General features: G+C 69.0%; 23 protein-coding genes. 10 read left to right on the forward strand and 13 right to left on the reverse strand.

Translation table 11 applies throughout. From position 1 onward, the window contains the following. Window positions 1–19: 19 nt before the first annotated feature. Window positions 20–238 (forward strand): MbtH family protein, encoded by a 219-nt coding sequence (locus ABZ824_RS15455; protein WP_355074840.1) that lies wholly within the window; start codon window positions 20–22, stop codon window positions 236–238. 71 nt (window positions 239–309) lie between these two features. Here ABZ824_RS15455 and ABZ824_RS15460 read toward each other — a convergent pair whose 3' ends face one another. Beyond that, on the reverse strand, window positions 310–1,605 hold the full coding sequence (locus ABZ824_RS15460) for a hypothetical protein (RefSeq protein ID WP_356963741.1): 1,296 nt from the start codon (window positions 1,603–1,605) through the stop codon (window positions 310–312). Between the two features lie 307 nt (window positions 1,606–1,912). On the opposite strand from ABZ824_RS15460, the gene ABZ824_RS15465 reads away from it, so the two are divergent. After that, window positions 1,913–2,101 (forward strand): hypothetical protein, encoded by a 189-nt coding sequence (locus ABZ824_RS15465; RefSeq protein ID WP_355074836.1) that lies wholly within the window; start codon window positions 1,913–1,915, stop codon window positions 2,099–2,101. Between the two features lie 6 nt (window positions 2,102–2,107). After that, window positions 2,108–2,374 carry a hypothetical protein gene (locus tag ABZ824_RS15470; protein WP_356963742.1) on the forward strand — a complete coding sequence of 89 codons (267 nt, stop codon included), beginning with the start codon at window positions 2,108–2,110 and terminating at the stop codon, window positions 2,372–2,374. 563 nt (window positions 2,375–2,937) lie between these two features. Here ABZ824_RS15470 and ABZ824_RS15475 read toward each other — a convergent pair. The 4 genes from ABZ824_RS15475 to ABZ824_RS15490 form a co-directional block, all read right to left on the reverse strand. Further along, window positions 2,938–3,825: an aldo/keto reductase gene (locus ABZ824_RS15475; protein WP_356963743.1), complete on the reverse strand. Its 888-nt coding sequence runs from the start codon at window positions 3,823–3,825 to the stop codon at window positions 2,938–2,940. 490 nt (window positions 3,826–4,315) lie between these two features. Then, on the reverse strand, window positions 4,316–5,560 hold the full coding sequence (locus ABZ824_RS15480) for a helix-turn-helix domain-containing protein (RefSeq protein ID WP_355074828.1): 1,245 nt from the start codon (window positions 5,558–5,560) through the stop codon (window positions 4,316–4,318). A 149-nt stretch (window positions 5,561–5,709) separates the two neighbouring features. Then, window positions 5,710–6,951, reverse strand: a complete 1,242-nt coding sequence (locus tag ABZ824_RS15485) for a TetR family transcriptional regulator (RefSeq protein WP_356963744.1) — start codon at window positions 6,949–6,951, stop codon at window positions 5,710–5,712. Window positions 6,952–7,229: 278 nt separating this feature from the next. Then, window positions 7,230–8,576 carry a cytochrome P450 gene (locus ABZ824_RS15490; RefSeq protein ID WP_356963745.1) on the reverse strand — a complete coding sequence of 449 codons (1,347 nt, stop codon included), beginning with the start codon at window positions 8,574–8,576 and terminating at the stop codon, window positions 7,230–7,232. A 169-nt stretch (window positions 8,577–8,745) separates the two neighbouring features. Here ABZ824_RS15490 and ABZ824_RS15495 point away from each other — a divergent pair, with 169 nt between their 5' ends. Then, window positions 8,746–8,928 (forward strand): hypothetical protein, encoded by a 183-nt coding sequence (locus ABZ824_RS15495; RefSeq protein ID WP_356963746.1) that lies wholly within the window; start codon window positions 8,746–8,748, stop codon window positions 8,926–8,928. A gap of 133 nt (window positions 8,929–9,061) precedes the next feature. Here the strand turns inward: ABZ824_RS15495 and ABZ824_RS15500 are convergent, their stop codons facing one another. The 6 genes from ABZ824_RS15500 to ABZ824_RS15525 all read right to left on the reverse strand — a co-directional run bounded on the left by ABZ824_RS15500 (window position 9,062) and on the right by ABZ824_RS15525 (window position 17,346). Next, window positions 9,062–11,011, reverse strand: coding sequence for an acetoacetate--CoA ligase (locus ABZ824_RS15500; protein WP_356963747.1), 1,950 nt, complete (start codon window positions 11,009–11,011; stop codon window positions 9,062–9,064). Window positions 11,012–11,042: 31 nt separating this feature from the next. After that, the gene (locus ABZ824_RS15505) at window positions 11,043–11,855 is read right to left on the reverse strand and encodes a CoA ester lyase (protein WP_356963748.1); all 813 of its coding nucleotides are present in this window, start codon (window positions 11,853–11,855) and stop codon (window positions 11,043–11,045) included. A 199-nt stretch (window positions 11,856–12,054) separates the two neighbouring features. Next, window positions 12,055–12,540: a MaoC family dehydratase gene (locus tag ABZ824_RS15510; protein WP_356963749.1), complete on the reverse strand. Its 486-nt coding sequence runs from the start codon at window positions 12,538–12,540 to the stop codon at window positions 12,055–12,057. Then, window positions 12,537–13,697, reverse strand: a complete 1,161-nt coding sequence (locus ABZ824_RS15515) for an acyl-CoA dehydrogenase family protein (protein WP_356963750.1) — start codon at window positions 13,695–13,697, stop codon at window positions 12,537–12,539. The genes ABZ824_RS15510 and ABZ824_RS15515 overlap by 4 nt, the downstream gene beginning before the upstream one ends. Beyond that, the gene (locus tag ABZ824_RS15520; RefSeq protein ID WP_356963751.1) at window positions 13,694–15,742 is read right to left on the reverse strand and encodes a biotin carboxylase N-terminal domain-containing protein; all 2,049 of its coding nucleotides are present in this window, start codon (window positions 15,740–15,742) and stop codon (window positions 13,694–13,696) included. The genes ABZ824_RS15515 and ABZ824_RS15520 overlap by 4 nt, the downstream gene beginning before the upstream one ends. Window positions 15,743–15,747: 5 nt before the next feature. Continuing rightward, window positions 15,748–17,346, reverse strand: coding sequence for a carboxyl transferase domain-containing protein (locus ABZ824_RS15525; protein ID WP_356963752.1), 1,599 nt, complete (start codon window positions 17,344–17,346; stop codon window positions 15,748–15,750). Window positions 17,347–17,499: 153 nt separating this feature from the next. Between ABZ824_RS15525 and ABZ824_RS15530 the strand changes: the two genes are divergently transcribed. Beyond that, window positions 17,500–18,033: a TetR/AcrR family transcriptional regulator gene (locus ABZ824_RS15530; RefSeq protein WP_355075038.1), complete on the forward strand. Its 534-nt coding sequence runs from the start codon at window positions 17,500–17,502 to the stop codon at window positions 18,031–18,033. An 8-nt stretch (window positions 18,034–18,041) separates the two neighbouring features. Here ABZ824_RS15530 and ABZ824_RS15535 read toward each other — a convergent pair whose 3' ends face one another. Both ABZ824_RS15535 and ABZ824_RS15540 read right to left on the reverse strand, forming a co-directional pair. Next, window positions 18,042–18,788 carry a 3-hydroxybutyrate dehydrogenase gene (locus ABZ824_RS15535; RefSeq protein WP_356963753.1) on the reverse strand — a complete coding sequence of 249 codons (747 nt, stop codon included), beginning with the start codon at window positions 18,786–18,788 and terminating at the stop codon, window positions 18,042–18,044. Further along, window positions 18,785–20,161, reverse strand: coding sequence for an MFS transporter (locus ABZ824_RS15540; RefSeq protein ID WP_356963754.1), 1,377 nt, complete (start codon window positions 20,159–20,161; stop codon window positions 18,785–18,787). Before ABZ824_RS15540 ends, ABZ824_RS15535 begins: the two co-directional genes overlap by 4 nt. 141 nt (window positions 20,162–20,302) lie before the next feature. On the opposite strand from ABZ824_RS15540, the gene ABZ824_RS15545 reads away from it, so the two are divergent. From ABZ824_RS15545 to ABZ824_RS15565, 5 genes are all read left to right on the forward strand, one after another. Beyond that, window positions 20,303–21,220 carry a LysR family transcriptional regulator gene (locus ABZ824_RS15545; protein WP_356963755.1) on the forward strand — a complete coding sequence of 306 codons (918 nt, stop codon included), beginning with the start codon at window positions 20,303–20,305 and terminating at the stop codon, window positions 21,218–21,220. 499 nt (window positions 21,221–21,719) lie between these two features. After that, entirely contained in the window at window positions 21,720–22,940 is a 1,221-nt protein-coding gene (locus tag ABZ824_RS15550) for a hypothetical protein (protein ID WP_356963756.1), read from the forward strand. A gap of 63 nt (window positions 22,941–23,003) precedes the next feature. Beyond that, on the forward strand, window positions 23,004–24,191 hold the full coding sequence (locus ABZ824_RS15555) for an MFS transporter (protein ID WP_356963757.1): 1,188 nt from the start codon (window positions 23,004–23,006) through the stop codon (window positions 24,189–24,191). A gap of 46 nt (window positions 24,192–24,237) precedes the next feature. Further along, window positions 24,238–25,206: an L-histidine N(alpha)-methyltransferase gene (egtD, locus tag ABZ824_RS15560; RefSeq protein ID WP_356963758.1), complete on the forward strand. Its 969-nt coding sequence runs from the start codon at window positions 24,238–24,240 to the stop codon at window positions 25,204–25,206. Next, window positions 25,203–26,837 (forward strand): MFS transporter, encoded by a 1,635-nt coding sequence (locus ABZ824_RS15565; RefSeq protein WP_356963759.1) that lies wholly within the window; start codon window positions 25,203–25,205, stop codon window positions 26,835–26,837. The genes egtD and ABZ824_RS15565 overlap by 4 nt, the downstream gene beginning before the upstream one ends. The last annotated feature ends 65 nt before the right edge of the window (window positions 26,838–26,902 follow it).

Below are 26,902 nucleotides of genomic sequence, written 5' to 3' on the forward strand. Positions count from 1 at the left end.
AGGAAGAAGGAAATCCGAAATGACCAACCCGTTCGACGACGACAACGCCAAGTTCTACGTCCTGATCAACCAAGAAGGCGAACATTCCCTATGGCCGGTCTTCGCCGCCGTTCCCGGCGGCTGGTCCATCGCCTACGGCGCCGCCAACCGCAAGTCCTGCCTCGAGTACGTCGAGACCCACTGGGTGGACATGCGTCCCAAGTCGCTCATCGAAGCCATGTCCACCGAGGCGAACTGACCACCTGAATACGCGGGGCGCGCCGGTCCACATCCCCCTGCCGACCGGTGCGCCCCGCCTCGTCTCCGGGCTCAGACCTCGGCGTGCGCCGCGTCGATCACCGCGTGCGCGTGCTGCCGCCATTCCGCGACGGCTCTGGTGCGCAGGCCGCCGAGCGCCGAGTCGAACTGTTTCGCGCGCTTGGTGACCGTGAGCCCCACGTAGGTGTGCGCGTTCGTGATGGCGCTGGTCGCCACCGCGCAGGCCTCCTCGACCTCGCCCGAGGCCAGCAGCGCCGTGGCGTGCTCGAAGCGGACCAAGGCGGGCTCCATGGTCTCCGACGGGTCGTACAACGCCATCGCGCGGGCGGCCGCCACGGCGGTCTCCTCGGCGCGGCCGAGCCGGGAATATCCGATCGCCTGATAAAAAGCGAGTTTCTCCGGGCGGAAAGAAAAAATACCGACCGAAAGGTCTTCGGACCCGACGTCTTCCAAAGCCGATGCCGATCGTGCGATACACCGCGCGAATTCATCGGCGTGCCCGAGACTGGCGTGCGCACGCGCCGCCATTCCCCACAACCATGCGGCGGCCGGGCCGTAGGACGGATTTTCTTGCAAGCGGCCGTCGAGTAACTGCAAAACTTCCTTCGGTTTATCGCTATACGTCGGCAAATACGCGAGCCCGGCCAGGGCGATGTCCTCCGAATAACGGTCGCCGATGTCCTGCGCGGCGTGGATCGCGGTGGCATACCACATGCGCGCCTGACCGAAATGCCCTTCGTTGAAGAGGATCTCGCCCACCACGTTCGCCAGCCGTCCGGCCGTGCGCACCAATCGGACCTGCTGATGGGTGGGCTGCCGTTCGCCGAGACAGCCACGTACCAGCCGGAATTGCTCGAGCCCCGTCTGCAACAGCTCGTGGGGCGGAACCTGCACCACCCGCGTGCCCAGGACCTCGGCCGACTGCTCCAGGAACGCCAGTCGCCGTTCGCTGATCGACCCCGCGTCGAGGGTTGCCAGCATCCTCTCCGGTTCGCTCGCCACCAGGTCCGCCGCCTGGCCTGCCATGCCCGCGCCGATGCAGGCCAGCAGTTCTCGCCTTCTCACGTCGTCTTCCTCGACTTCCTTGTCGAGCCCGATTTCCCTACCGAGCTTGGTGTGCCTTTCGGGCGCCGAATCGGCGCGTTCGTAGTCGGGGGCCGGCTCCTGGCGCGTGGTGATCGCGCGCTCGAATCGTTCGGCGACGACGGAATCGACGCCCGACAAGACCCTGTCCAGGAGACGCTGGCTAGCGGCGTGCATCCGGGTTGTCCGGCCGTTCTCCCACAGGACCACGGTGCGCGGTGTGACGCCCACCAGACGCGCGAATTCGTAACGGCTTCGCTTCATCGCCGTGCGAAGCGCATGTACAGCTTCGCCCGTCCAGTCGACCTCCACCATAGGTCTCTCTTCCTCGCTCCAGGCCGCTACAAACGGAAAGTACTCGCAATTACCGCATTCGGGTCTGTTATCTACCGAATCGCAACGCGCACTGTTGAATCGCACCCGGCATCGGGGGTCCGCCCAAACCCTGTCGAGGGCGCCCGTTGTCCGGAACCCGGCGCACGGTCCCGACACGGCCCGATCCATCCGTGTCGAGCGCGGCTCCGGCGGCGCCTTCTCGGTGTCGGGTGCACTGCGCTTATGGAGGTGAACGATGGACGTGTTGCACTCGGATGTCCGAGAGCTGTGGTTGATTCAGAGCCGCGACTGCTCGCAGGAACCGCTCGGCCTGACCTATGACCGCGCGCGGTTCCTGTGCGCCGTCCACGCCGGGCACGGCGCGCACTGCAGGCAATACCTAACCGCGTCGGCGTTCTGTTCCCGGCAGGCCGCCGACCAGTGAGCGGCCGTGAATCCGCTGCTGAGCATGCTCGGCGCGTGCACCTTGCTGGTGGCCGCGATCGTCGGCGTCGGCTCCTGCCTGCCGCACGGCGGCGCGGAGGACGCGCACCGACCGCCCGATAAGCCGTTCACCGTCGAGCAGGCGCACCGCGTGATGCAGGGCCACCGCCCCTGCCGCGCCGACGCCTGCCCCCGCAAACGAGCGGCCTTCCGCACCTTGGTCGCATCCGGCCGCGTCGTCCCCGACAGCAGGGCCGACGGATACTCGCGCTGACCGACTGTCAGCGCACCGAACTCGTTGCCGGCAGCGTGATCCGCCCGCCAACGACGTTCATCCCCTGCACGGGACTACGGCGAGGGAGCCCCGGCAGCGCCGAAGTCCTCGTATCTCCCTACGACGGAGATACGAGGACTCCCCGGTGCCCACCGAGCCGAGTCGATGTCGGAAGGGAACATCTACCCGAACGAGTGGTACACGGCTGCGGCGAATCCCGAGTAGGCCCCGCAGCGCTGTGCCACTCGCGAAGTCAGTCGATTTCTGGAGGCCGGCCCCATCGCTGCTCGTACTGCTCCGGCGACATGAATTCCCAGCCCGTCGTGGTATCCGCGTGGTGGCATCGTGCCGCAGGGCGATCGCCACCACAGTCACAGTCAGGGTCGCAGCAGTCGTAACCGGAGCCCGGAGGGAACTCGAGATCTCCCATAGAACCACGATATCCGCAAGGATCGCCTATGCCGGAGTTGCCGAGCAGTCATCGAACGTACGGGCCGGGCGACAGTCCGGCTGTCGGCTGGTCGCCCCGACGTAGGGGACTCCCGACCGACAGCCGGGACCGCTCAGTTCCCGGAAGACCCGGTGGCGGCCGACAGCGCCTCGAATTCCTTGTCCGTCAGCTCGATTCGCGCGGCGGCGATGTTCTCCTCGACGTGCGCGACGCTGGAGGTGCCCGGGATCGGCAGCATGACGGGGGAGCGGCGCAGCAGCCAGGCCAGGGCGAGCTGGGCGGGGGTCGCGCCGTGCTCGGCGGAGATGGCGGCCAGCGGACCGCCGGGAGCGGCGAGTTCGCCGGTGGCGATGGGGAACCACGGGATGAAGCCGATGTTCTCCTGCTCGGCGTAGTTCAGCACGTCCTCGTCGGCGCGGTTGGCGAGGTTGTACAGGTTCTGCACCGAGACGATGGTGGCGAGTTCGCGCACCTGGCGCAGCTGTTCGACGGTCACCTGCGAGAGGCCGATGTGCCGGATCTTGCCCTCCTGCTGGAGTGCGACCAGCTCGCCGATCTGGTCGGCCAGCGGCACCTGCGAGTCGATGCGATGCAGCTGGTACAGATCGATCCGGTCGACGCCGAGATGGCGCAGGCTCAGTTCCGCTTGCTGGCGCAGGTATTCGGGCCGCGCGACCGGGCGCCACTCGTTCGGACCCTGCCGCGTGAGACCGGCCTTGGTGGCGATGACCAGGCCCTCCGGATACGGGTGCAGGGCCTTGCGGATCAGTTTCTCGCTGACGAACGGACCGTAGGAGTCGGCGGTATCGATGAAGTTCACGCCGAGCTCCACCGCCCGGCGCAGCACCCGTACCGCCTCGTCCGGGTCCTTGGGGTCACCCCAGACGCCGGGGCCGGTCAACTGCATCGCGCCGTATCCCAGCCGATGCACCGGAAGATCGCCGCCGATGGCGAAGGTTCCGGATGCCGCGGCGGGTTGCGCGTCGAGATCTGTGCTCATGAGAATCTTCTTTCCGAAGTCGGAGACTGCGCCGATGCCCTGCGAATGTCGCGCCGGGACCGGACGCGGGCCTTTCTACCGCAACAGCATTGCCCCGAGGCCGATTCCGCCCCGGCGTTCGCCGGTGGCGAAAACCGGCCGTGCCCTCGAACTGGCCCAGGACCCGCGCCCGATGTCCGGCCTATCGGCAACGCCCACGTAGTCGGCACGGATCCCACCGTACTCGGACTCGGGAATCGAGCACCCCGAGCGACCAGCCCCGAACGAAAGCTTCCGCCACGATTCCGCCGGTACAACGCGCGCCGACTCCCGCGCTCGGCCGACTCGGCGATACTCGTGCCATCGAGTGGCACCTCGCCGCGGTGGCCACACACGATTCGCCGCGGCCGTGTGCCCACTCGCGAACGAAGGCGTCGAGCCGGTTCGCCGGTCGGTCGGCCGCCGTTAGGACCGACGGTGCGCTGTCGCCCACGTCCGTGGGCCACCCGCGCTACGGCGTCAGGTGGCCGAAGAGGATCGCCTGCATCAGGCGCACCACGCGCCGGGGGGAGCAGGCCGGGTCGGTGGAGCCGAAGCGTTCGCCCAGGTCGACGACCAGGGCGAAGGCGGCGTGCACGAGCAGCCGCGCTTCGGCGGCGGACAACTCGGGCCGCACGCCGCCCAGCAGTTTGGCCCATTCCTCGACGTTGAGACGCTGGATATTGCGCAGTACCGTGCGCTCCTCGGGCGGCACGTTGCTGATTTCGGCGTAGTAGACGAAGGTCAGCTCCCGCTCGGCGAACGAGCCGGCCACATACAACTCGATCAGGGTGTCGAGCGCTTGCTGGGGCGTCTCGGCCGCGGAGACGGCAGGCCCGATGGCGGCCGACACCCGGTCCGCGGCCCGGCGGAACGCCGCCGTGAGGATGTCGCCCTTGCCGCGGTAGAACCGGTACACCGCCGAGGATGCGGGCAGTCCGGCGGCGTTGGCGATGTCCTCCACGCTGACGTTCGGGTACCCGCGCTGATGGAACAGCTCCACCGCGCGCGTCAGCAGCAATTCGTGTTTGAAGGTGAGCGGGATCTCGGTCGCGGTGAAGTTCTCGGCCTCGGCGCTGCCGGGCGGCGGCAGCTCGCACGCGGCGAGTGCGTGGCAGGCCGCGGTGAGCCGCGCGGTGAGCGTCCGCACCGGGATCGACACATGGTGATCACCGATGCTGCTGAGCACGCTCAGTTCCGCCGCGGCCAGCACGGCGCGATCGGCCTTCGACAGCGCGGGCCTGGTCTCGGCGAGCAGTGCGGTGAGCGTCGCGTTCACGCCCGCGAGCTGATCGGCCAGCGTGTCCGCGTCGTCTTCCTCCAGGTAGCGCCGCTGCCAGCGCAACAGCGCCGCGCTGCGCCGGTTGACGATGGCGGCCTCGATCAAGGCGTCGAGCACCCGCGCGAGCCGCTGCTCGGCGGACAGGTCCGTGGCTTCGGGCAGCCGGACCGCTTCGGCGCTGACCGCGCCCAACCGCAACACTTCCTCGCGGAACAGCGCGTATTTGCTCGGATAGTGGCGATACAGCGCCGCGGAGCTGATGTCGAGCCGAGAGGCGATGTCGTCCATGCTGACGCCGTGGTAGCCGAGCGCCCCGAACGCCTCGGCCGACGCCGCCGCGATCTGGGCGCGGCGGTCACGTGGTCGGCGCCGGATCACGCGTGCCGGTGTCCCGTCGGCCGCCTTGTCCGCGGCATGGCGGTCCTGGGCACCCATGCCGCGATGTTAGCCCAACACAACGTTCGGTACAGCGACGCTACCCGCCCGCGGGAAGAAATGAATGGTAGATCACAAAAATCTGGTGATCCGCCTTCAATGTCGCACAATTCGCCGATCGAAACGAGAATATCGGCTAACTTACCTGACTATCGCGCGGGCCGTCCGAAGAGCACCAGCTGCATCAGCAGGCGCACCCGGTCCTGGGCGGCCAGCGGTTCGTTGCCGAAGGCGCGGCCCAGGTCGACGACCACCGCGAAAGCCGCGTGGACGAGGATGCGCGCCTCCGCCGGAGCGAGCTCCGGACGCACCTCGCGCAGCAGCCGGGCCCACTCCTCGACGCTGAGTCGCTGGATATTGCGCAGCACCGTGCGGTCCTCGGCGGGGACATGCTGGAACTCGGTGTAGTACACGAAGGTGAGGGCGCGTTCGGCGAACGATCCGGCGACGTATTGCGTGATCAACGCGGTGAGCGCGTCCTCGGAATCGCCGGCCGCCGCCACGGCCGGGCCGACGGCGCCGGAAACCCGTTCGGCGGCACGGCGGAACGCGGCGGCCAGGATGTCGCTCTTGCCGCGGTAGAAGCGGTACACCGCCGAGGCCGCCGAAAGCCCTGCGGCGGTGGCGATGTCCTCCACGCTGACGTTGGGGTAGCCGCGCTCGTGGAACAGCTCGACCGCTTTGCGCAGCAGCAGTTCGTGTTTGAACGAATCCGGGATCTCCACCACCGCGACCGGCTCGACCGCGCGCGTCGCGGGCAGCTTCGCGTGGGCGACCGACCAGCACGCCGAATGCAGCAGGCGGGCAAGGGGTTTCGCCGGGAGGGCGGCGTGATGGTCGGCGATGCTGGTGATCGTGCTGAGCAAGGCGGCGCGCAGCACGCGCACGTCCTCCTCGATGAGTTCCGGGCGCAGCGCGGCCAGCTGGCTGCCCAGCGCGCCGAGTACCGTGGCCTGCTGATCGTTGAGCGTGGTCTGGTCGTCGGGCTCGAGGTATCTGACTTCCCAGCGCACCAGCGTGACGGTGGGGCGGTTGTCGATGGTGACCGCGATGAGCGCGTCGAGCACGTGCCGCAGCCGCTGTTCGGCGGGCCAGTCGGCCGCCTCCTCGGGCAGCTCGACCGATTCGGTCATCGCCTGGCCGACGCGCAGCAGTTCTTCCCGGAACAGCGCGTATTTGCTCGGGTAGTGGCGGTACAGCGCCGCCGAGCTGATGCCGAGCCCGGAGGCGATGTCGTCCATGCTGACGCCGTGGTAGCCGAGCGCGCCGAACGCGGCGGCCGACGCGGCGGCGATCTGGGCACGGCGGTTCTTCGGTCTGCGCCGGATCTCGCGAGGTGCCGAGTCGCCGCTGCTCGCCTTCCGCGCCGTACGGCGATTGTCGACACTCATGACGAACATCGTAACGACCTGGCCGTATGGCCGGGCTGGCCGTGCCACGGGATACGGCTCCCGGGGATGAGCGGCCCCCGGGAGCTGTACCTGTTCTCCGGTGCGCGCCGGCATGCGACGAGGCGGGATGTGCGCGCCGGTGCGTCCGGAAATCGACAGCCGGACTCGGCCGAAGCGCGGGGCACCATGCGCGCCGTGCCGGGACTAGCTGTCGAACAGAGATAAACTTACACGAATATAAATCCAGTACAAATGCTGATCGAACACAGAATCATTGTTCACATACTGGTTGACCGCCGGTCGACCACCACCCGCGCCCGGCCGCGCGGCACCGTGGTGATGTTGCGGATCTTGCCGCGCTCGGGCGCGCTGCCCGCCGGGAGCGAAAGCGTGTCGCGGACGAGGATTTCGCGCAGCACCGTGGTGCCCTCGAGCAGTGAGAACCCCGCGCCGATGCATCGCCGCACACCGCCGCCGAACGGCAGCCAGGTGTTCGGCGCCACTTCGCCGTCGAGAAAGCGGGCCGGGCGGAACACGGCGACGTCGGGGTAGGCCTCGGTACGGCGGTGTGCGAGGACGATCGACGTGGCGACCACGGTGCCCGCGGGCAGCCGCTGTCCGCCGATCGTCATGTCCCTGGTCAGTTTTCGATTGGTGCCGGAGATGACGGTGTGCAACCGCATGGCCTCCTTGAGCACCGCGTCCAGGTATCGGTCGTCGCCGGTGCGCGCGGCCTCCGAGGCCTGCCGCTGGATCTCGGGGTCGGCGGCGAGTTCGTAGAGTGCCCAGGACAGCGCCGAGGCGGTGGTCTCGTGCCCGGCCAGCAGCAGCGTGATGAGCTGGTCGCGCAGTTCGGCATCGGTGAGCGGCGCGTCGCCGTCGCCCGCGCCGACCTCGAGCAGGCGCGACAGCACGTCGGTGCGCCCGGCCAGATCGGTCGCCCGCCGCCGCTCGGCGATCTCCGCGTAGAGCAAGGCGTCCACCGCGGCCAGGTTCTCGGCGAAGCTCTTCCACGGGCCGACCCGCCGCAATCGGTCGCTCTTCGAACCCAGGAACACCAGCGGATTCAGGTGGACGATCCGATTCAGGCGCGGGTTCAGCTCGGCCCTGGTCCGCTCGTCGGTGACGCCGAAGACCACCCGCGTGATCACCTCGAGGGTGAGCGCGTTCATCCGGTCCAGCATGCGCACCGTGGATCCGGGCGCCCAACCGCCGATCTCCGCGGCCGCGATCTCGGAGATCAGCGCCCGGTAGCCGCGCAGCGCGGCGCCGTTGAACGCGGGCATGAGCAGCCTGCGCGCCCGCGCGTGCTCGGCCTCGTCGGTCAGCAGCAGCGAGTGCGGGCCCATGATCGCACCGAGGATCTGGTTGCCCTCGCCCGCGTGCAGGTCGTGCGGATCGCCCGCGAAGATCTCCTTGATGTGCTCGGGGCGGGAGTACACCACGACGCGGTCGGCGAACGGCGGGATTCGCAGGGTGAAGACGTCACCGTAGCGGCGCGCCATCGCGGTGAGGAACCGGGCCCGGTCCCGCTGGAACAACGCGCTCTGCACGAGCGGCGGCAGCGCGGGCCCCGGCGGAAAACCCGCGGGCTCCGTGCGTTCTCGGACGTCCTGTGCGGCCACGATGCCACCTCCACGCGCATGTCGAACCGGCTGTCGCCTCCACGCTAGGAGAAACCCGGACGCCGGTCCATGCCCGATGCCCGCCGCTCGCGTACCCCGGCTCACCATCCAATACTCCGTTTGTCCGAAACCGCTTGTACCGGTGCGTCTTTCTGGTAAGGAGTTCGTCATGGCGTTGGCTTTGCGCCCGGTGGACCCCATCCCGGTGCTCGGCGCCGTGGTCGCCGCGGTACGGCGGATCACGGCGCGCTATCGGCTCACCCCGCTGGAGAAGCGCAACCTGGAAGCCGCCCGCGGCGCGCGGGCGGCGGTCTTCACCGCGTCCATCGGCGGGCGCGGCTACCGCCGATAGAATCCTGCGCCGCAGCCGAACTCGCGACGCACACAGCCGCGTCCGTTCTGGATCGCGGCGCCCTATTCGCGCGCTCCCGGCACTGCGTCCGGCAACTGATCGGGATCGTCCGCAGCCGAAGTCGGGAGCGGCCTCAGCCGCGCCCGCCGGGCCGGATCGTGCCGTACCAGTCGAGCAGGTCCGGGTTGTCCACGGCGCTGCGTTCGACGACGCGGGTCGGGTCGGCGCCCTGGAACAGCTTCTTGATCGGAACCTCGAGCTTCTTCCCGGTGCGGGTGTGCGGGATGCCGGGGGCCAGGATGATCTCGTCGGGTACGTGGCGGGGGGATACCTCGGTGCGGATGGTGCTGTTGACGCGCGCTTTCAGCTCGTCGGTGAGTTCCGCGCCGGGCGCGAGGGTCACGAACAGCGGCATCCAGTATCCGCCGTCGGGCTGCTCGGCGCCGATCACCAGCGCTTCGGCGATCTCCGGGAGCCGTTCGACGGATTGGTAGATGTCGGCGCTGCCCATCCGGATGCCGTGCCGGTTGAGCGTGGAGTCCGACCGCCCGTGCACGACCACGCTGTGGTGGTCGGTGATGGTGATCCAGTCGCCGTGCCGCCACACGCCGGGGAACATGTCGAAATACGCGTCGTGATAACGCTTCCCGTCCTCGTCGCGCCAGAAGGAGACCGGCATGGACGGCATCGGCGCGGTGACGACGAGCTCGCCGACTTCGCCGCGCACCGGCTGCCCCGCCGGGTCGTAGGCGTCCAGCGCGACGCCGAGGAAGGGCGCCGACAGCTCACCCGGCCACACGGGCACGGTGCGCGCGCCCCCGATGAACGCGGACACCACGTCGGTGCCGCCGCTGATCGAGGACACCTGGACGTGCTCGCCGACGTTCTCGCCCAGCCACAGCGCCGAGGAGGTGGGCAGCGAGGAGCCGGTGATGCCGACGGTGCGCAGGGCCGACAGGTCGTGCTCGGTGCGCGGCACCGAGCCCGCTTTGATGCAGGCCAGTACATAGCCGGGGCTGGCGCCGAGCACGGTGGCGCCGACCTCGGCGGCGATCCGCCACAGCGCGTCGGGGGTCGGCGCGGTAGGGCTGCCGTCGTAGGTGACGATGGTCGCCCCGGCCAGCAGGCCCGCGATCTGGAAGTTCCACATCATCCAGCTCGGGCTGGTGTACCAGAAGAAGGTGTCCTCGGGTCCGATGTCGGATTGCAGGGCAACGGCTTTGAGGTGTTCGAGCAGCACGCCGCCGTGGCCGTGCACGATGCCCTTGGGCAGGCCGGTGGTGCCGGAGGAGAACACGATCCACAGCGGATGGTCGAAATCCACCGACTCCGTGGTGATCACCGGAGGCAGCCCGTCGGTGGTGGTCACCGCCTCGTCCCACGAGGTCGCGTCCGGCACGTCCAGCCCGAGCCGGGAGACCGCGATCGTGCCCTTCAGCGAGTCCAGGCCGGCACGCAACGCGGCGATGTCGTCGCGCTTGTCGTGCGCCTTGCCGCCGAAGCGGTAGCCGTCGGCGGTGACCAGGACAGTCGGCTCCAGTTGCCCGAGACGGTCCAGCGCGGCTTTCGGCGAGTAGTCCTGTCCGCAGGCGCTCCAGATCGCGCCGATGCTCGCGGTGGCCAGGAACGCGATCACCGCTTCCGGGATGTTCGGCAGATACCCGGCCACCCGGTCGCCGGGCCGCACACCCAGCGACCGCAGCGTCTGTGCGAAAGCGGCGGTGTGGTCGATCAGTTCGGCCCAGGACACCTCGCGGATCGGAGCGTCCTCACTGACCGCCTTGATCGCGGGCCGGTCGGTGCGCAGCTGCCGGATCACCTGGTCCACATAGTTCAACCGGGTGCCGGGGAACCACTGCGCGCCCGGCATCTCCGCGCTCGCCAACACTTCGCCCGCGATGTCACCGAGTCCGAAGTAGTCCCACAGCGCGTGCCAGAACCCGGCGAGATCGTCGACCGACCACTGCCACAGCGCGTGATAGTCGGTCGCGTGCACACCGGTGCGTTCCGCGACGAATCGGGCGAAGTCGGTGATCCTCGCCTCGGCGATGTCTTCTTCGGTCGGCACCCATTGTGGTTGCATCGCGGTCCTCTCGACTGGGGAAACTCTGCGTTCAGGCGCGGTCGGCGCGCCGCACGATCTGCTCGGCGTGCCGGAACACGGGGCCATCGACCATCCTGCCCTCGAAGGCGAAGACGCCGCGGTGGTTCGGCGCTTCCGCCAGCACTCGGCGGGCCCAGGTGAGCTCTGCTTCCGAGGGCGCGTAGGCGGCGCGCAGCACCGGCACCTGGCTCGGGTGGATCGCCACCTTGGCGTCGAAACCCACCGCGACCGCGTCCTCGGCCTCGGCCCGCAGCCCGTCCAGATCGCCAATGTCCAGGTACACCGAGTCGAGCGCGAACTTGCCGTACGCCTTGGCGGCCAGCAGCGCGGTGGAGCGGACGTGGCGAGCCACGTCGCGATAGCCGCCGTCGGCATGCCTGCTCGCCGTGCCGCCGAGCCCGGCGACCAGATCCTCCGCCCCCCACATGACGCCGATCGCGTTGCGCGCCGTCATGGCCGCGCCGACGGTGAGCGCGCCGAGCGGCGACTCGATCAGCGCGATCACCGCGTAGTCCGCCAGCGCGGTGACCTGTTCGGCGGACTCGCATTTCGGCAGCATGAGCCTGCGGTAGGCGGTGTCGGCGAGCGCCGCCAGATCGAGCGCATGGTCCTCGGTACCCGCCGCGTTGACGCGCACCACCGTGGTCGCCGGATCGAGCGGTGTATCCAGCAGCGCCTTGCGCGCCGCCGCTTTGTCGTGCGCGGCGACGCCGTCCTCGAGGTCGAGAATCACGACGTCGGCCGCAGCCGCCGCCTTCGCGAAGCGCTCGGGACGATCGGCCGGGCAGAACAACCAGGCCGGACCTGCCATCCGCCAATTCATGCGGCATCGCCTCCGGCATGAGCGCGACCCCGCCGACTCCGGGCCGAACCGCTCATGCTGTGTCGGTTGTGGATACCCACGGAGCCCGGTGTAGTGCCGCTGTGCTGCCTCAGGGCCGGGCGGCTCATGCTGTGTCGGTTGTGGGCATCCGCATCGCTGTTCGTGGTGACCTTGGGTTGTCTCCCCCGGACCGGAAGCCTCATGCCACGCCCTCCGGAGCCTTGCGCACCAGCGTCTTGCGCACCGCGGTCGCGACGATGTCGCCGTGCTGATTGCGCGCCGTGTGCGCGAAGGTCACGATGCCCTCGCCAGGACGGCTCTTCGATTCGCGCTTGTCGGTGACCACGGTTTCGGCGTACATGGTGTCGCCGTGGAACAGCGGCTTGGGGAAAGCGACCTCCGAGAAGCCGAGATTGGCCACGATGGTGCCCTGGGTCAGCTGCGCCACCGACAGTCCGATCAACGTGGACAGGGTGAACATCGAGTTCACCAACCGCTGATTGAACGGAGGCAATCGATCGCTGAACGCCGCGTCCAGGTGCAGCGCCTGGGTGTTCATGGTGAGCGTGGTGAACAGGACGTTGTCCGCCTCGGTGATGGTGCGGCCGGGGCGGTGCTCGTAGACCACCTCGGTGTCGAACTCCTCGAACCACAGGCCGCGCTGCACGACCGTCCGCCGGGTCACAGGCCCAGCTCCCGTCCGATCAGCATCAGCTGCACCTCCGTCGTCCCCTCGCCGATTTCCAGGATCTTGCTGTCGCGATAGTGCCGGGCGACGGCGTACTCGTTCATGAAGCCGTAGCCGCCGAAGATCTGCGTCGCGTCGCGAGCGTTGTCCATGGCGGCCTCGCTGGCCACCAGCTTGGCGATGGACGCCTGCTTCTTGAACGGCTTGCCCGCCAGCATCAGCGCCGCCGCGTCGTAGTAGGCCGTGCGCGCGGCGTGCGCCCGCGTCTCCATCCTGGCGATCTTGAACGCGATGGCCTGATTGCGTCCGATCGCCTGGCCGAACGCCTCGCGCTCCTTGGCGTAGCGCACGCTCTCGTCCACACAGCCCTGCGCGGCGCCGACCGCGAGCGCGGCGATGGCGATGCGGCCCTCGTCGAGGATGCGCAGGAAGTTCGCGTAACCGCGCCCGCGCTCGCCGAGCAGATTCTCCTCGGGGACGCGGACGTCGGTGAAGCTGAGCGGATGGGTGTCGGAGGCGTTCCAGCCGACCTTGTTGTACGCGGGCTCGGCGACGAAACCGGGTGTGTCGGTCGGCACCAGGATCGTCGAGATCTCCTTCTTGCCGCCGGTGTTCCGGGTCACCGCGGTCACCGTGACGAGCGTGGTGATGTCGGTGCCGGAATTGGTGATGAACTGCTTGCTGCCGTTGATGATCCATTCGCCGCCGTCGATGACCGCGGTGGTCCTGGTGCCGCCCGCGTCGCTGCCCGCGCCCGGTTCGGTGAGCCCGAACGCGGCGAGGTTGCGGCCGCTGGTCAGCTGTGGCAGCCATTCCTGCTTCTGCTTGTCGTTGCCGAAGCGGTAGATCGGCATCGCGCCGAGCGAGACGCCCGCCTCCAGCGTGATCGCCACGCTCTGGTCGACCTTGCCCAGTTCCTCGAGCGCCAGGCACAGCGCGAAGTAGTCGCCGCCCATGCCGCCGTACTCCTCCGGGAACGGCAGGCCGAACAGGCCCATCTCGGCCATCCCCGCGACCACTTCGTACGGGAAGGTGTGGTTCGCGTCGTGCTCGGCCGCCACCGGAGCGACCACCGACCGCGCGAAGTCGCGCACGGTCAGCGCGAGATCGCGGTACTCCTCCGGCAGCGTGCCGGTGGACAGGAAGTCGGTCATGCGGGGATTCCTTCTCGTTCGGTGGGTTTCGTTGCGGCCTGCGCGACGACGCGCGCCAGCACTTGGTCCAGGCGCACCTGCGCGCCGGGTTCGACCAGTAGTTCGACGGTTCCGGCGACCGGCGCGGTGAGCGAGTGCTCCATCTTCATCGCCTCCACGATGACCACCGGATCGCCCGCCGCGACGGCGGCGCCGGAGGCGACCGGCACCGCGATCACCGAGCCGGGCATGGGGGAGCGGATCTCGGCGTCGCCCACGTGCTCGTCGCCGCCGCGCACGTTGACCTCGGCCACTTCGCGCAGCACCGCGATGCCGGACGGTCCGGCCACCCACAGCAAGCCGTCCTGCTCGGCGACCCGGTAGGTGCGGCGCAGGCCGTCCAGGGTGAGGGCGAGTTCGCCCGCGCATCGATCGCCGGAGGCGGTGAATACCGCCGTCAGTGCGCGGCTTTCGCCCTCGTCGACCCGCACCGTGCCGTCGTCCGGCGTGCCGGACAGGTAGACGTGCTCGACCCGCTCGCCGCCCGCGAGCCGGATCGGCGTCGGCGCGTCGGCCCCGATCCGCCAGCCGGAGGGCACCTCCCAGGGGTCGCGCGGCGCGGCGGGCCAGCGGCGCACCCAGTGCCAGGCCGCCGCGGCGACGAACTCGTCGTCGCCGACGGCGGCGGGGCGGAAGTCGGCGACCCGCCGGTCCAGCAGGGCGGTGTCCAGCCGTCCTTCGGCCACGTCCGGGTCGGCGAGCAGGAAGCGCAGGAATTCGATATTGCTGGTCACGCCGAGCAGCACGGTGTCGGCCAGCGCCCGATCCAGTTTCGCGAGCGCGGCGGTGCGATCACCGGCGTGCGCGATGACCTTCGACAGCATCGGGTCGTAATCGCTGCCGACGCGCGTGCCGATCCGCAGGCCCGAGTCGACCCGGACGCCGGGACCTTCCGGCTCGTCGAGGTCGAGCACCGTGCCGCCGGTGGGCAGGAACCCGCGCCCCGGATCCTCGGCGTACACCCTGGCCTCGATCGCGTGCCCGACCATGCGGATGTCGTCCTGCGCCACCGCAAGCTTCTGCCCGGCCGCCACCCGGACCTGGCATTCCACCAAGTCGACGCCGGTGACCAGCTCGGTGACCGGATGCTCTACCTGCAGGCGGGTGTTCATCTCCATGAAGAAGAACTCGTCCGGCTGGTCGGCGGAGACGATGAACTCCACGGTGCCCGCGCCCACGTAGTCCACGCTGCGCGCGGTGTTGCAGGCCGCCGCGCCGATCCTGGCCCTGGTGGCCGCGTCCAGCAGCGGGGAGGGAGCCTCCTCGATCACCTTCTGGTGGCGGCGCTGCAAGCTGCATTCGCGCTCGCCCAAGTGCAGCACGTTGCCGAACTGGTCGGCGAGAATCTGCACCTCGATGTGCCGCGGCCGGGTGACGAACCGTTCCAGGAACAGCGTGTCGTCGCCGAACGCGGCGGCGGCCTCGCGCCGGGCGCTGCGCAGCGCCTCCGGCAGGCGGGCCGGATCGTCCACCCGGCGCATGCCCTTGCCTCCACCGCCCGCGGACGGCTTGACCAGCACCGGATAGCCGACTTCGCCGGCCGCGGCGATCAGCTCGTCATCGGTCAGGCCGGGGGTGGCGATGCCGGGCACCACGGGAACGCCGAACGCGGCCACGGTGTTCTTCGCGGTGATCTTGTCGCCCATCACCTCGATGGCGCGGGCAGGCGGGCCGAGGAAGACGATGTCCGCCTCCGCCAGCGCGGCGGCGAAAGCGGCGTTCTCCGAGAGGAACCCGTAGCCGGGGTGGACCGCTTGCGCACCGGTGCGCACGGCGGCGGCCACCACCCGGTCGATGGCGAGGTAGCTCTCCCGGGCGGGGGCCGGGCCGAGACGCACCGCCGTGTCGGCTTCGTGGACGTGGCGGGCGTCGGCGTCGGCGTCGCTGTAGACGGCCACCGAGCGAATTCCCAAGGCGCGCAGAGTGCGGATCACCCGCACCGCGATCTCGCCGCGGTTGGCGACGAGCACGGTGTCGAATCCGACGGGAACGGATCTGTTCAGCATCGTCATCACATCCGGAAAACGCCGTAGGAGACGGGTTCGAGCGGGGCCTGCGCGCACACCGACAGCGCCAGCCCGAGCACGGTTCTGGTGTCGGCGGGATCGATCACGCCGTCGTCCCACAACCTGGCCGTCGAGTAATAGGGGTTGCCCTGGCTCTCGTACTGGTCCCGGATCGGGGCCTTGAACGCCTCCTCGTCCGCGGCCGACCAGGGCTGCCCGCTGCTGTCGAGCTGGTCGCCGCGCACCGTCGCCAGCACCGACGCCGCCTGCTCGCCACCCATCACCGAGATCCGGGCGTTCGGCCACATCCACAGGAACCGCGGCGAATACGCGCGCCCGCACATCGAGTAGTTGCCCGCGCCGTAGGAGCCGCCGATGACGACGGTGAGCTTCGGCACGCGGGCGCAGGCCACCGCGGTGACCATCTTCGCGCCGTGCTTGGCGATGCCGCCTGCCTCGTAGTCGCGGCCGACCATGAAGCCGGTGATGTTCTGCAGGAACAGCAGCGGGATACTGCGCTTGTCGCACAGCTCGATGAAATGCGCGCCCTTCATGGCGGATTCGCTGAACAGCACGCCGTTGTTGGCGACGATGCCCACCGGATGTCCGTGGATGTGCGCGAACCCGGTGACCAAGGTCTTGCCGTATTCGGCCTTGAACTCGTGGAACCCGCTCTCGCCCTCGACTGTCCCGTCGACCAGGCGATGGATCACCTCGCGCACGTCGTAGGGAGTGCGCAGGTCGGTCGGCACCACGTCGTAGAGCTCGGATTCCGGCGCGGCGGGCGCGATGACGGGCCGCACGTCCCACGGGACCGGCGTGCGCGGGCCGAGCGTGGCCACGATGCGGCGCACGATGCGCAGCGCGTCCTGATCGTCCTCGGCCAAGTGGTCGGTGACGCCGGAGGTGCGCGAGTGCAGCTCGCCGCCGCCGAGTTCCTCGGCCGTGACCACCTCACCGGTCGCGGCCTTCACCAGCGGCGGGCCGCCGAGGAAGATGGTGCCCTGGTTGCGCACGATCACGGCCTCGTCGCTCATCGCGGGCACGTAGGCGCCGCCCGCGGTGCAGGAGCCGAGCACCGCGGCGATCTGCGGAATCCCTTTGGCGCTCATGGTCGCCTGGTTGTAGAAGATGCGCCCGAAATGCTCCCGGTCGGGGAACACCTCGTCCTGGTGCGGCAGGTACGCGCCACCGGAGTCGACCAGGTAGACGCACGGCAGCTGGTTCTGCAACGCGATCTCCTGCGCGCGCAGATGCTTCTTCACCGTCATGGGGTAGTAGGTGCCGCCCTTGACCGTCGCGTCGTTGGCCACGATCACGCATTCCCGGCCGGACACCCGGCCGATCCCGGTGATGATCCCGGCGCCGGGGGAGTCGTCGCCGTACATTCCGGTCGCGGCCAGCGGGGACAGCTCGAGGAACGGGCTCCCCGGGTCCAGCAGCTGGTCCACGCGCTGCCTGGGCAGCAGTTTGCCCCGCGCGACGTGGCGATCGCGCGCCTTCGGGGGCCCGCCCAGCGCAGCGGCGGCCAGCCGGGCGCGCAGATCGTCGACCAACGCCGCGTGCGCGGCGCGGTTCCCGACGACCTCTTCGGTAACGGTCATCACGTAATCCTGTCGTCCAGTTAGTCGACGATAACTGAAATTCAGGTTAGTCTTGATTAACCGAGTTGTCCAGATCGGCCGAAAGGACCGCGTGTGACGAGTGCCGAATCCGTCGCGCCGACGCGTCGTGAGCAATTGAAGGCGCAACGCAGGATGCAACTGCTGGAAGCGGGAGCGCGGTTGATCGCCGATCGCGGCTTCCTCGGCATGCGCCTGGACGACCTGGGCGCCGCCGTCGGCATCAGCGGCCCCGCGGTCTACCGGCACTTCCCGAACAAGGAAGCGCTGCTGATCGAGTTGCTGGTCGGGGTGAGTCAGCGCCTGCTCGACGGCGGCAAGAAGGTGGTCGCGGGCACGAACTCCCCTGAGGAGGCACTCGCCGGGCTGGTCGATCACCATCTGGACTTCGCGCTCGGCGAGCCGGAACTCATTCGCATCCAGGACCGCGACCTGGACAACGTGCCCGCTGCGGCCCGCCGCGAGATCCGCCGCACCCAGCGCCAGTACGTGGAGATCTGGGTGAGCGTGTTGCGCGAGCTGCATCCCGAACTACCCGAGGAGGCGGCGCGGGTGCAGGCCCACGCCGCCTTCGGCCTGATCAACTCCACCCCGCACAGCGCGAGCGAGGCGACCGCGGCACGCGCCCGGCCGGTGCTGCGCGGAATGGCGCTGACCGCGCTCGGGTGAGCGCGCCCTCATCGCGCGCTCCACCCGCCATCCATCGTGTAGGCCGCGCCGGTGACCATGCCCGCCTCCGGCGACACCAGCCAGGCCACCAGCGACGCGACCTCCTCCGGCTCGACGAGCCGTTTGATCGCGCTCTCGGTGAGCAGGATCTTCTCCACCACCTCCTGCTCGGGCACGCCGTGCGCCTTGGCCTGATCCGCGATCTGCTTGTCCACCAGCGGCGTCCGCACATAGCCCGGATTCACGCAATTGCTGGTGACGCCGTGCGGGCCGCCCTCCAGCGCGGTGACCTTGGACAGCCCCTCCAGGCCGTGCTTGGCCGTCACGTACGCGACCTTGTATTCGGAGGCGCGCAGGCCGTGGACCGAGGAGATGTTGACGATCCGTCCCCAGCCCTGCCGGTACATGTGCGGCAGCGCCGCGCGCACCAGCAGGAACGGGGCTTCGACCATCAGCGTGAGCAGGTCGCGGAAGCGCTGGGGCGCGAAGTCCTGGATCGGGCTGACGTGCTGCACCCCGGCGTTGTTGATCAGGATGTCGACGTCGAGTTCCAGCTCCTCCAGCGCCGCGACGTCGAGCAAATCCACCGCCCACGACTTGCCGCCCAGCTCCCTGGCCACGGTCTTCGCGCCGACGTCGTCGACGTCGGCCACCGTGACCGTGGCCCCCCGCGCCGCGAGCGCGCGGGCGCACGCCGCGCCGATGCCGCCCGCGCCGCCGGTGACCAGGGCGCTGCGCCCCGCCAGATCGCTCATCGCACGGTCACTTCGGTGCGCGCGCCGAGGGTCTCGGCATCGGCGTGATCGATGCTCTCCAAGGTCAGTCCCTTCGTCTCTCGTGCGACGAGCACGGCGATCGCGCTCACCGCCGCCGCGCCCGCCAGGTACCAGGCGATCGGCACCGCGGAGTGGTAGGTGTTCAGCAGCCGGACGGCGATGATCGGCGCCAGCGAACCGGCCACGATCGAGGTCACCTGGTAGCCGAGGGACACACCGGAATAGCGCATCCGCGTGGGGAACATCTCGGCCATGATCGCGGGCTGCCCGGCGTACATGAAGGCGTGGAAGATCAAGCCGATGACGATGGCGGACATGATGACCACGTTGTGGCCGCTGTCCATCATCGGGAAGGCGAAGAAGCCCCAGGTGCCCGCGGTGAGCGCGCCGATCAGGTAGACCGGCCGCCTGCCGATGCGGTCGGACAGGTTGCCCACCAGCGGGATCGCCACGAAGTGCACCGCGTGCGCGGCCAGCAGCCACCACAGGATCACTTGGGTGTCGGCGTGCACCTGCGTCTTCAGATAGGTGATGGTGAACGTGACCACCAGGTAGTACATGACGTTCTCGCCGAAACGCAGCCCCATCGCGGTGAGCACGCCGCGCGGGTAGCGGCGCAGCACCTCCACCACGCTCAGCGAGGTCGCCTTGATCTGCTCGGCTTCCCGCTGCGCCGCGACGAAGATGGGCGCGTCGGTGATCTTGGTGCGGATGTAGTAGCCGATCAGCACCACGACCGCCGACAGCCAGAACGCGACCCGCCAGCCCCACCCGAGGAACGCCTCGTCCGACAGCGTGGAGGTGAGCACCAGCAGCACCACCGTCGCCAGCAGGTTGCCCGCGGGTACGCCTGCCTGTGGCCAGCTCGCCCAGAATCCGCGGCTGCGGCTCGGGCTGTGCTCGGCGACCAGCAGCACCGCGCCGCCCCACTCTCCGCCGACCGCGAAGCCCTGGATGAAGCGCAGGGCCACCAGTAGCGCGGGCGCCCAGTAGCCGATCTGCCCGAAGGTCGGCAGGCAGCCCATCAGGAACGTCGCGCTGCCCACCAGCACCAGGCTGAACTGCAGCAGCTTCTTGCGGCCGTACTTGTCGCCGAAGTGCCCGAACACCACGCCGCCCAGCGGCCGCGCCGCGAAACCGACCGCGTAGGTGATGAACGCGGCGAGGATGGCGTCCAGGTCGCTGGTGCCCTTGGCGAAGAACACCTTGCTGAACACCAGCGTGGCGGCGGTGCCGTACAGGAAGAACTCGTACCACTCCACCACCGTGCCCGCCATCGACGCGGCCACCACGCGGCGCAGGCCGCTGGTCGTGCCGCCCGAATCCGCCGCTACGGCGTTGTGCTCCCTCATCGCACTTCTCCTTCGTGCCCGGGGCCACACTTCGTTCCCGATGTGACGGCCCCCACAATGCTTTGGCTGCACCGAGTATTGGTGCAGAGGAATTACGCCGCAATGACCATTTGTGCAGTGCGTCTCTGCAAAGATGCAGATATGCGCCCGGCCACTCCTGGTCGTCCCAGCGCGGACGACCTCCTCGTCCTCCTGGCCGTCGGGCGCTCCGGCCGATTCGTGACGGCGGCCGACGAACTCGGCATCAACCACACCACCATCTCCCGGCGCATCGCCGCGCTCGAGCACACCCTCGGCGGCCGGGTGCTCACCCGGGTGACCGGTGGCTGGGAGCTGACCGATCTCGGCAGGGAAGCCCTGGCCGCGGCCGAGGCGGTGGAGTCGGCGGTGAAGTCGCTGGCCGCGGACGCCGACGGCAACCGGGTGCTGGAGGGGGTGGTCCGGCTCTCGGCGACCGACGGCTTCAGCGCTTACATCGCCGCGCCCGCGGCGGCGGAGGTGCAGCGGCGGCACCCCAAGATCTCGGTGGAAATCGTGGCGATCACCCGCCGCGCCTCGCAACAGCGTTCCGGGCTGGATCTCGAGATCGTGGTGGGCGAGCCGCAAGTGCACCGCGCCACCGCCACGCATCTGGCCGACTACTGTCTCGGCCTCTACGGTTCCCGCGAATACCTGTACGAGAACGGCGCACCCGCGACGATCGACGACCTGTCCCGGTATCCGCTGGTCTACTTCATCGATTCCATGCTGCAAGTCGACGATCTCGACTTGGCCTCCAGCTTCGTACCCGCGATGCGCGAATCGGTCACGTCCACCAATGTTTTCGTGCACGTCGAGGCCACGCGCGCCTCCGCGGGCCTGGGCCTGCTGCCGTGCTTCATGGCCGATCGCCACGCGGACCTCGTTCGCGTGCTGGCCGATTCGGTGACCATCACCCTCGGCTACTGGCTCGTCGCGCGCACCGAAACCCTTCGCCGCCCGGAAGTGGCCGCCGTCGTCGCCGCGATCCGCGCCGTGGTCGCCGATCAGCGCGACATCCTCCTCGGTCGTCGGCACTGACGGTCGACTCCGGCCCCGGGGGGCGATGCGACTCGTCTTCGTCTTCTGGCGGCATCCTCGGCCTCACTCCTGCCCGTGCGGCTTCGGTGGCTCAGCGGGGCGAGGTGTCCGGCTTGGCGGCGCTGTGATCCAAATTACTGGTTTCCGACCATCTGGACAGCGCACAGCTATCTCAAAGAAAACTCACAGCAATCGCTGAACAGATGTTTTCCAGCTGTCGCCGCCAGCGACGCCGGTGAGGTGAACAGGCCAGCGTACAACGTGGTCAGATATGCGGGCATTTCTCATTTCGGGGAAGAATTGCCAGTGTTGGGAAGGTGCATACTCAGCAGTATGAGGCATAGATCACGCGCTACGTGAACGCACAATCATTCTCCTGACCAGATGTTTCTCCGCCGCGCTGCCGGGCGTTGGCGGAGTCGTAACTCTGTCTTCGTCTCCGGCGCCTTATTTGAGTTCAGTGAGCCGACTTCAAACGGAGGAATCTGTGCTACCACACGTGACCGTGATCCACCGCGTACGTGGTGTCGATGTTCCGTATACCGAGCGTATCGATCACGTTCGCAATCTTGTCACCTATGTTTGCGCGAGCGGCTTGCCCGACGGCATACCCGAGCAGGCGGCGGCGGTCACGGTTCTCGACGGCGCGACTCCGGTGCACGGTGCCGTGCGCGATCTCGCGGCACGGTTCGGCACGCCGGAACGCATTGTCGCACTGCACGAGTTCGACCTACTCCCGGCGGCGGAACTGCGCGCGGAATTCGGCATCCCCGGCGACCGGGCGGAATACGTCACCCGGTTCCGCGACAAGCTGACGATGGCCCAAGCGGTCGCCGCGCGGAACGTCTCCGTTCCCGCATTCCGCGCCGCACCCGACCTGTCCTCGGTCGCCGAATTCGCCGCGGAGTCCGGTTTCCCGATCGTCGTCAAGCCCAGATTCGGCGCCGGCAGCCGCGATGTGGTCAAGCTGAATTCGGAAGCGGATCTCGCCGCATTGCCGGACCTCGCGTCCGAACCATTTCTGGTCCAAGAATTCTGCCCGGACGAAGTCGGCGCCATCGACGGCGTGTGGACGGGTTCCCAACTCGGGCCGTGGCGCGCTTCGAAATATCTCGGAACATGCCTCGATTTCGCCAACGACGCGTTAAGTTTGGGTTATGTCGAGGTCGACGATCCCGTATTGACCGGTACCTTGACCGAGTTCGCCGAGTCGGTTCTTTCCGCACTCAGCCCTGGTGTCCCGACCGTATTCCATCTGGAATTCTTCGTCGGCGGAGACGGCGATTCTCCCCGCGTCCAGTTTCTGGAGGTCGCGGCGCGCGCGTGCGGCGGGCAAACCACCCACATGTGGCGCGAGGTGCACCGATACGACCTGCTCGGCGCGGCGGTCGACATCCAGCTCGGCCGGACGCCCGCCACGGCGCCGCTCACCGACGGCGAGGTGGTCGCCGAACTGCTCATCCACCCGCCGGTGACGCCGCCGTGCCGGGTGGTGGACGTGCACTGGGCGGTCCCGGAGGCCTACGCCCCGTACTACTGCTCGATTCCGCAGGTGGGGTCGGTGATCACCGAAACGTTCGGCTATGCCGATATCGGTGCGGCATTCCGCATCCGCGGAAAGTCGACCGCGGAAGTACTGGAATCGGTGCGGCGCACCGTGGCCGGGTTCCGAATGATGTGCACGGCGCTCGATTCACCTGTCGCGGCGGCGGTCGCCTGATCTGCTCGGACTTCTCTCGTGTCTCGGCTCTCCGTAGCTCTACCGCCGCCGGGTCCGCAGCGCATGCTGACCCTGATCACCGCGGCGTCCGCTGTCTCCAGCGGAATCTATTTGTCCACCGTGGTCCTGTATTTCACCAGGATCGTGCGGATTTCGCCGATGCGGGTCGGTGTGGGGCTCAGCATCGCCGGCGCCGCCTGCGTTGTCGGCGGAGTACTCGTCGGCAAACTCTCGGATCGGCACGATCCGCTGCTGGTATTGCGTCGCAGCCTGATCGTCGCGGCCGTCGCCACGCTCGGATTTCTCGCGGTCGACGGATTCGCGATGTATTTGCTCGTCGTTCCCGCGGCGGCCGCGGGGCAGGCCTGCGTGCAATTGCTGACCACGGCGATCATCACCAAGATCGGCACCGACCGGGCCAACGAATTCCGGGCGTACACGCGGTCGGTGCTCAACGTCGGCATCGCCGTCGGCATCGGGATGTCCGCGCTGGCGGTGCAATTCGACTCCGCCCTGCTCTATCGCGCGGCGATCGTCGTCGGAGCGGTATTTCTCGCCCTGGCGGCGCTGCTGGTCGGCCGACTGCCCGCGCTGCGACCCGTCGATGCCGAGTCGCCCGGCGGCCGCAGCCGGTGGGCGGCATTACGCGACCGGCCGTATCTGGCATTGACGGCGCTCGACGGTGTGCTGTCGCTGCAGTACCGCGTCCAGTCGGTCGCCATTCCCTTGTGGATCATCGGCGCGACCACGGCGCCGCGCTGGTCGATCGCCACGCTCGACATGCTCAACATCGCCATCGTCGTGCTGTTCCAGGTACGCGCCAGCAGGCGCGTCCTCGACGTCGCAGCGGCGGGCGCGGCGCTGCGGCGCTGCGGTTGGGCGTTCCTGATCGCCTGCGTCCTGTTCGCGTCCGCGCGCGGCCACGGGGGATGGATCGCGGTGCTCATCCTGGTCGCGGGCGGCGCGATCCTGAGCGTGGGGGAGCTGTGGCAGACGGCGGGCGGCTTCGAAGCGTCGAACCTGCTCGCCTCGCCGCAGGAAATCGGCGCTTATCTGGGTGTTTTCAGCATCGGCTTACGAATGGCCGACACCGTCGGCCCGGCGCTGCTCGCTTGGTTGTGCGTCGATGTCGGCGTCGTCGGCTGGTACATCACGGGATTCGTCCTGCTGGCCGCCGGGCTGCTTTCCCCCCTCGTCGTCGCTTGGGCCGAATCGGCCCGCGACAGGTACGCGCTCGCTCCGGCGTCGTGAAGCCGGACGCGAAACCCCGGTACTGGCATTGGAAGGAACCATCCCGATGGAAGCGACGATCGGCATCCGGATCACCGAGGCGGATCTGGCCGAAGCACTGCGCACGGATGTCATGACCGGACTGTCCGGACCGCGGAAATGGCTGCCGCCCAAGTGGTTCTACGACACCCGTGGCAGCAAACTGTTCGAGGCGATCACCGGCCTGCCCGAGTACTATCCGACCCGCACCGAGCGCGCGCTGCTGCACGCCTGCGCTCAGGAGATCGCGGTCGGGGCCTCCGACGCGACGGAGCTGATCGAACTCGGTTCGGGATCCTCGGAGAAGACCGGTCTGCTGCTGCGTTCGTTCAGTGAACACGGCTCGTTGCGCTCGTATGTGCCCTTGGACGTCTCCGAGTCCGCTCTGCGGGACGCGGTCGGGTGGATCAACGCGGAGTTCCCCCGGCTCGAGGTGCACGGCCTGGTCAGTGATTTCACCAACGGGCTCGACTGGCTGCCACGCCGTGGGCGGAGGATCGTCGTGCTGCTCGGCGGCACGCTGGGCAACCTCGTCCCGGCGGAGCGGGCCGAGTTCTTCGGGCGCCTGCACGACGTGCTCGAGCCGGGGGAACAGTTGCTGCTGGGCGTGGGCCTGGTGACCGATCCGGCCGTCATGGTGCCCGCCTACGACGACGCCGCGGGCGTAACGGCCGAGTTCAACCGGAACATCCTGCACGTGGTGAACAACCGGCTCGGCGCGAATTTCGAACCCTCGCGGTTCGCGCACGTCGCCGTGTGGGATCCAGGCAACCGGTGGATCGAGATGCGGTTGGAGGCCACCGCCGACATGACGGTGACCGTCGCGGACCTGGATCTGGTGCTCGAGTTCGCCGCCGGTGAGCAGATGCGCACCGAGATCTCGGCGAAGTTCCGGCTGGCGGACTTCCACGCCGAGCTGGCCGCTGCCGGGCTCCCGGCGCAGCGATCCTGGACCGATCCCGCCGAGCGCTTCGCCGTGGTGCTCGCGGGCAGATGAGCGACGTCATCGCGGCGGGCGGGGCGACGTTCGCCGAACGTCCCCGGCTGCGCTCCGGCACGGGCCGGTGGATCATGGCCGCCGCCGTGCTCGGTTCGGCGCTGGTCTCCCTCGACACCACCGTGGTCAATCTCGTCGTGCCGCGGATCGGGGCGGACCTCGGCGCCGACATGGTGGATCTCCAATGGGTGGTGAGCGGCTACACCCTCGCGTTGGCGTCGCTGATCCTGGTGGGCGGGGCGTTGGGTGACAGGTACGGCCGTCGCGCGGTATTCGTCTGGGGCAGTGTGGTCTTCGCGCTGGCCTCGGCGTGGTGCGGAGTCGCGCCGGACGTCGCGACGCTGGTGGCGGCGCGGGTGGTGCAGGGGGTCGCGGGTGCGCTGATCACGCCCGGCAGTCTCGCGCTGATCGCGGCGTCGCTGGATCCGCGCGATCAAGGCGCGGCGATCGGCATGTGGTCCGGTCTCGGGGGCGTGGCGGGTGCGGTGGGGCCGATCGTCGGCGGCTGGCTGGTGGAACTGGCCGGATGGCGCTCGGTGTTCCTGATCAATGTCCCGTTGGCCGTGGCCGTGGCCGTCGTGTCGATGCGTCGCGTCCCGGAGTCCCGAGATCCGTACGCGCCGGCGCGGCCGGACCTCATCGGCACGGCGGTGGTGGTCACGGGCCTGGTGACGCTGACCTACGGGTTCATCGCAGGACACCCGGGGATGCAGGTTCCCGGCGCCGCGCTCGTGGCCGTCTTCGTGATCGTGCAGACCCGCGTCCGCAACCCGCTGGTCCCGCCCGCGCTGTTCCGGTCGCGGCAATTCACCGCGGTCAATCTGGTGACGTTGCCGGTGTATGCCGCCTTGGGGTGTGTGCTGTTCCTGTTGCTGCTCCAATTGCAGATCGTCGCGGGGTATTCCCCTCTGGTCGCCGGGACCGCCACGATCCCGATCACCGCGATCATGTTGCTGTCGTCAGGCTGGATCGGGCGGTGGGCGCAGCGGCACGGTGCGCGCCTGCCGATGACCATCGGCCTGCTGCTATCCGCCGCCGGAGCGATGTCGTTGGCCGGAATCGGTGCGGACGGTTCGTATGCCACCGCGGTGCTGCCCGGTGTCCTCCTGCTCGGCGCGGGCATGGCGGTGTTCGTGGCTCCGTTGACCGAATCCGTGTTCGCGTCGGTGCCGACCGAGGAGGCGGGCATCGCCTCCGGGGTCAACAACGCGATCGCCCGCATCGCCCAGTTACTCGCCATCGCCGCGATCCCCGGCCTGGTCGGCATCTCCCGTACGCCGCTCACCGACGGCGTCGCGTTCGGCGCGGGCTACCGCGCGGCCATGTGGATCTGCTCGGCCCTGTTCGCCTCGGGCGCCACACTCGCCGCGACCCTCATACCTCGACCGGCAAGGGCCACGGTGGCCGCCCCACCTGCGGCGCGATGGCCGAGCGACCTGCTTCCCTTTTCGGCGGACGCGGTGGACGTCGGCGAGTCGCGGACGACCCCGCCGCGAGGTCGTCGGCTGGGCCGCGGCCGGGGTCCGCGTCGGCAACCGGGCGGCGGCCCGTCGGACCACGACGTTCGCCGCCCGCGACCTACCCACTCGACCGCGCGGCCGGAAAACCGCTCCGGTATGCGGAACGAGTGAGTGCGGGTCGGCCGCTTACGCCGTGCGTGCGAGTCGGCACGCGTTCGCGCCACTCGGACGGTGCA

It is taken from the genome of Nocardia sp. NPDC047038 (assembly GCF_040644075.1).
In the GTDB taxonomy this organism is placed as follows: Bacteria; Actinomycetota; Actinomycetes; order Mycobacteriales; family Mycobacteriaceae; genus Nocardia; species Nocardia sichangensis.

Bases quoted from the DNA above. Each gene is read 5' to 3' on its own strand.
- ABZ824_RS15460 (WP_356963741.1), bottom strand. From the start codon at position 1,605: ATGAAGCGAAGCCGTTACGAATTCGCGCGTCTGGTGGGCGTCACACCG.
- ABZ824_RS15520 (WP_356963751.1), bottom strand. From the start codon at position 15,742: ATGCTGAACAGATCCGTTCCCGTCGGATTCGACACCGTGCTCGTCGCC.
- ABZ824_RS15565 (WP_356963759.1), top strand. From the start codon at position 25,203: ATGAGCGACGTCATCGCGGCGGGCGGGGCGACGTTCGCCGAACGTCCC.
- ABZ824_RS15525 (WP_356963752.1), bottom strand. From the start codon at position 17,346: ATGACCGTTACCGAAGAGGTCGTCGGGAACCGCGCCGCGCACGCGGCG.
- ABZ824_RS15540 (WP_356963754.1), bottom strand. From the start codon at position 20,161: ATGAGGGAGCACAACGCCGTAGCGGCGGATTCGGGCGGCACGACCAGC.
- ABZ824_RS15530 (WP_355075038.1), top strand. From the start codon at position 17,500: ATGCAACTGCTGGAAGCGGGAGCGCGGTTGATCGCCGATCGCGGCTTC.
- ABZ824_RS15515 (WP_356963750.1), bottom strand. From the start codon at position 13,697: ATGACCGACTTCCTGTCCACCGGCACGCTGCCGGAGGAGTACCGCGAT.
- ABZ824_RS15535 (WP_356963753.1), bottom strand. From the start codon at position 18,788: ATGAGCGATCTGGCGGGGCGCAGCGCCCTGGTCACCGGCGGCGCGGGC.
- ABZ824_RS15500 (WP_356963747.1), bottom strand. From the start codon at position 11,011: ATGCAACCACAATGGGTGCCGACCGAAGAAGACATCGCCGAGGCGAGG.
- egtD (WP_356963758.1), top strand. From the start codon at position 24,238: ATGGAAGCGACGATCGGCATCCGGATCACCGAGGCGGATCTGGCCGAA.
- ABZ824_RS15485 (WP_356963744.1), bottom strand. From the start codon at position 6,951: ATGAGTGTCGACAATCGCCGTACGGCGCGGAAGGCGAGCAGCGGCGAC.
- ABZ824_RS15455 (WP_355074840.1), top strand. From the start codon at position 20: ATGACCAACCCGTTCGACGACGACAACGCCAAGTTCTACGTCCTGATC.
- ABZ824_RS15495 (WP_356963746.1), top strand. From the start codon at position 8,746: ATGGCGTTGGCTTTGCGCCCGGTGGACCCCATCCCGGTGCTCGGCGCC.
- ABZ824_RS15465 (WP_355074836.1), top strand. From the start codon at position 1,913: ATGGACGTGTTGCACTCGGATGTCCGAGAGCTGTGGTTGATTCAGAGC.
- ABZ824_RS15545 (WP_356963755.1), top strand. From the start codon at position 20,303: ATGCGCCCGGCCACTCCTGGTCGTCCCAGCGCGGACGACCTCCTCGTC.
- ABZ824_RS15555 (WP_356963757.1), top strand. From the start codon at position 23,004: ATGCTGACCCTGATCACCGCGGCGTCCGCTGTCTCCAGCGGAATCTAT.
- ABZ824_RS15505 (WP_356963748.1), bottom strand. From the start codon at position 11,855: ATGAATTGGCGGATGGCAGGTCCGGCCTGGTTGTTCTGCCCGGCCGAT.
- ABZ824_RS15480 (WP_355074828.1), bottom strand. From the start codon at position 5,560: ATGGGTGCCCAGGACCGCCATGCCGCGGACAAGGCGGCCGACGGGACA.
- ABZ824_RS15475 (WP_356963743.1), bottom strand. From the start codon at position 3,825: ATGAGCACAGATCTCGACGCGCAACCCGCCGCGGCATCCGGAACCTTC.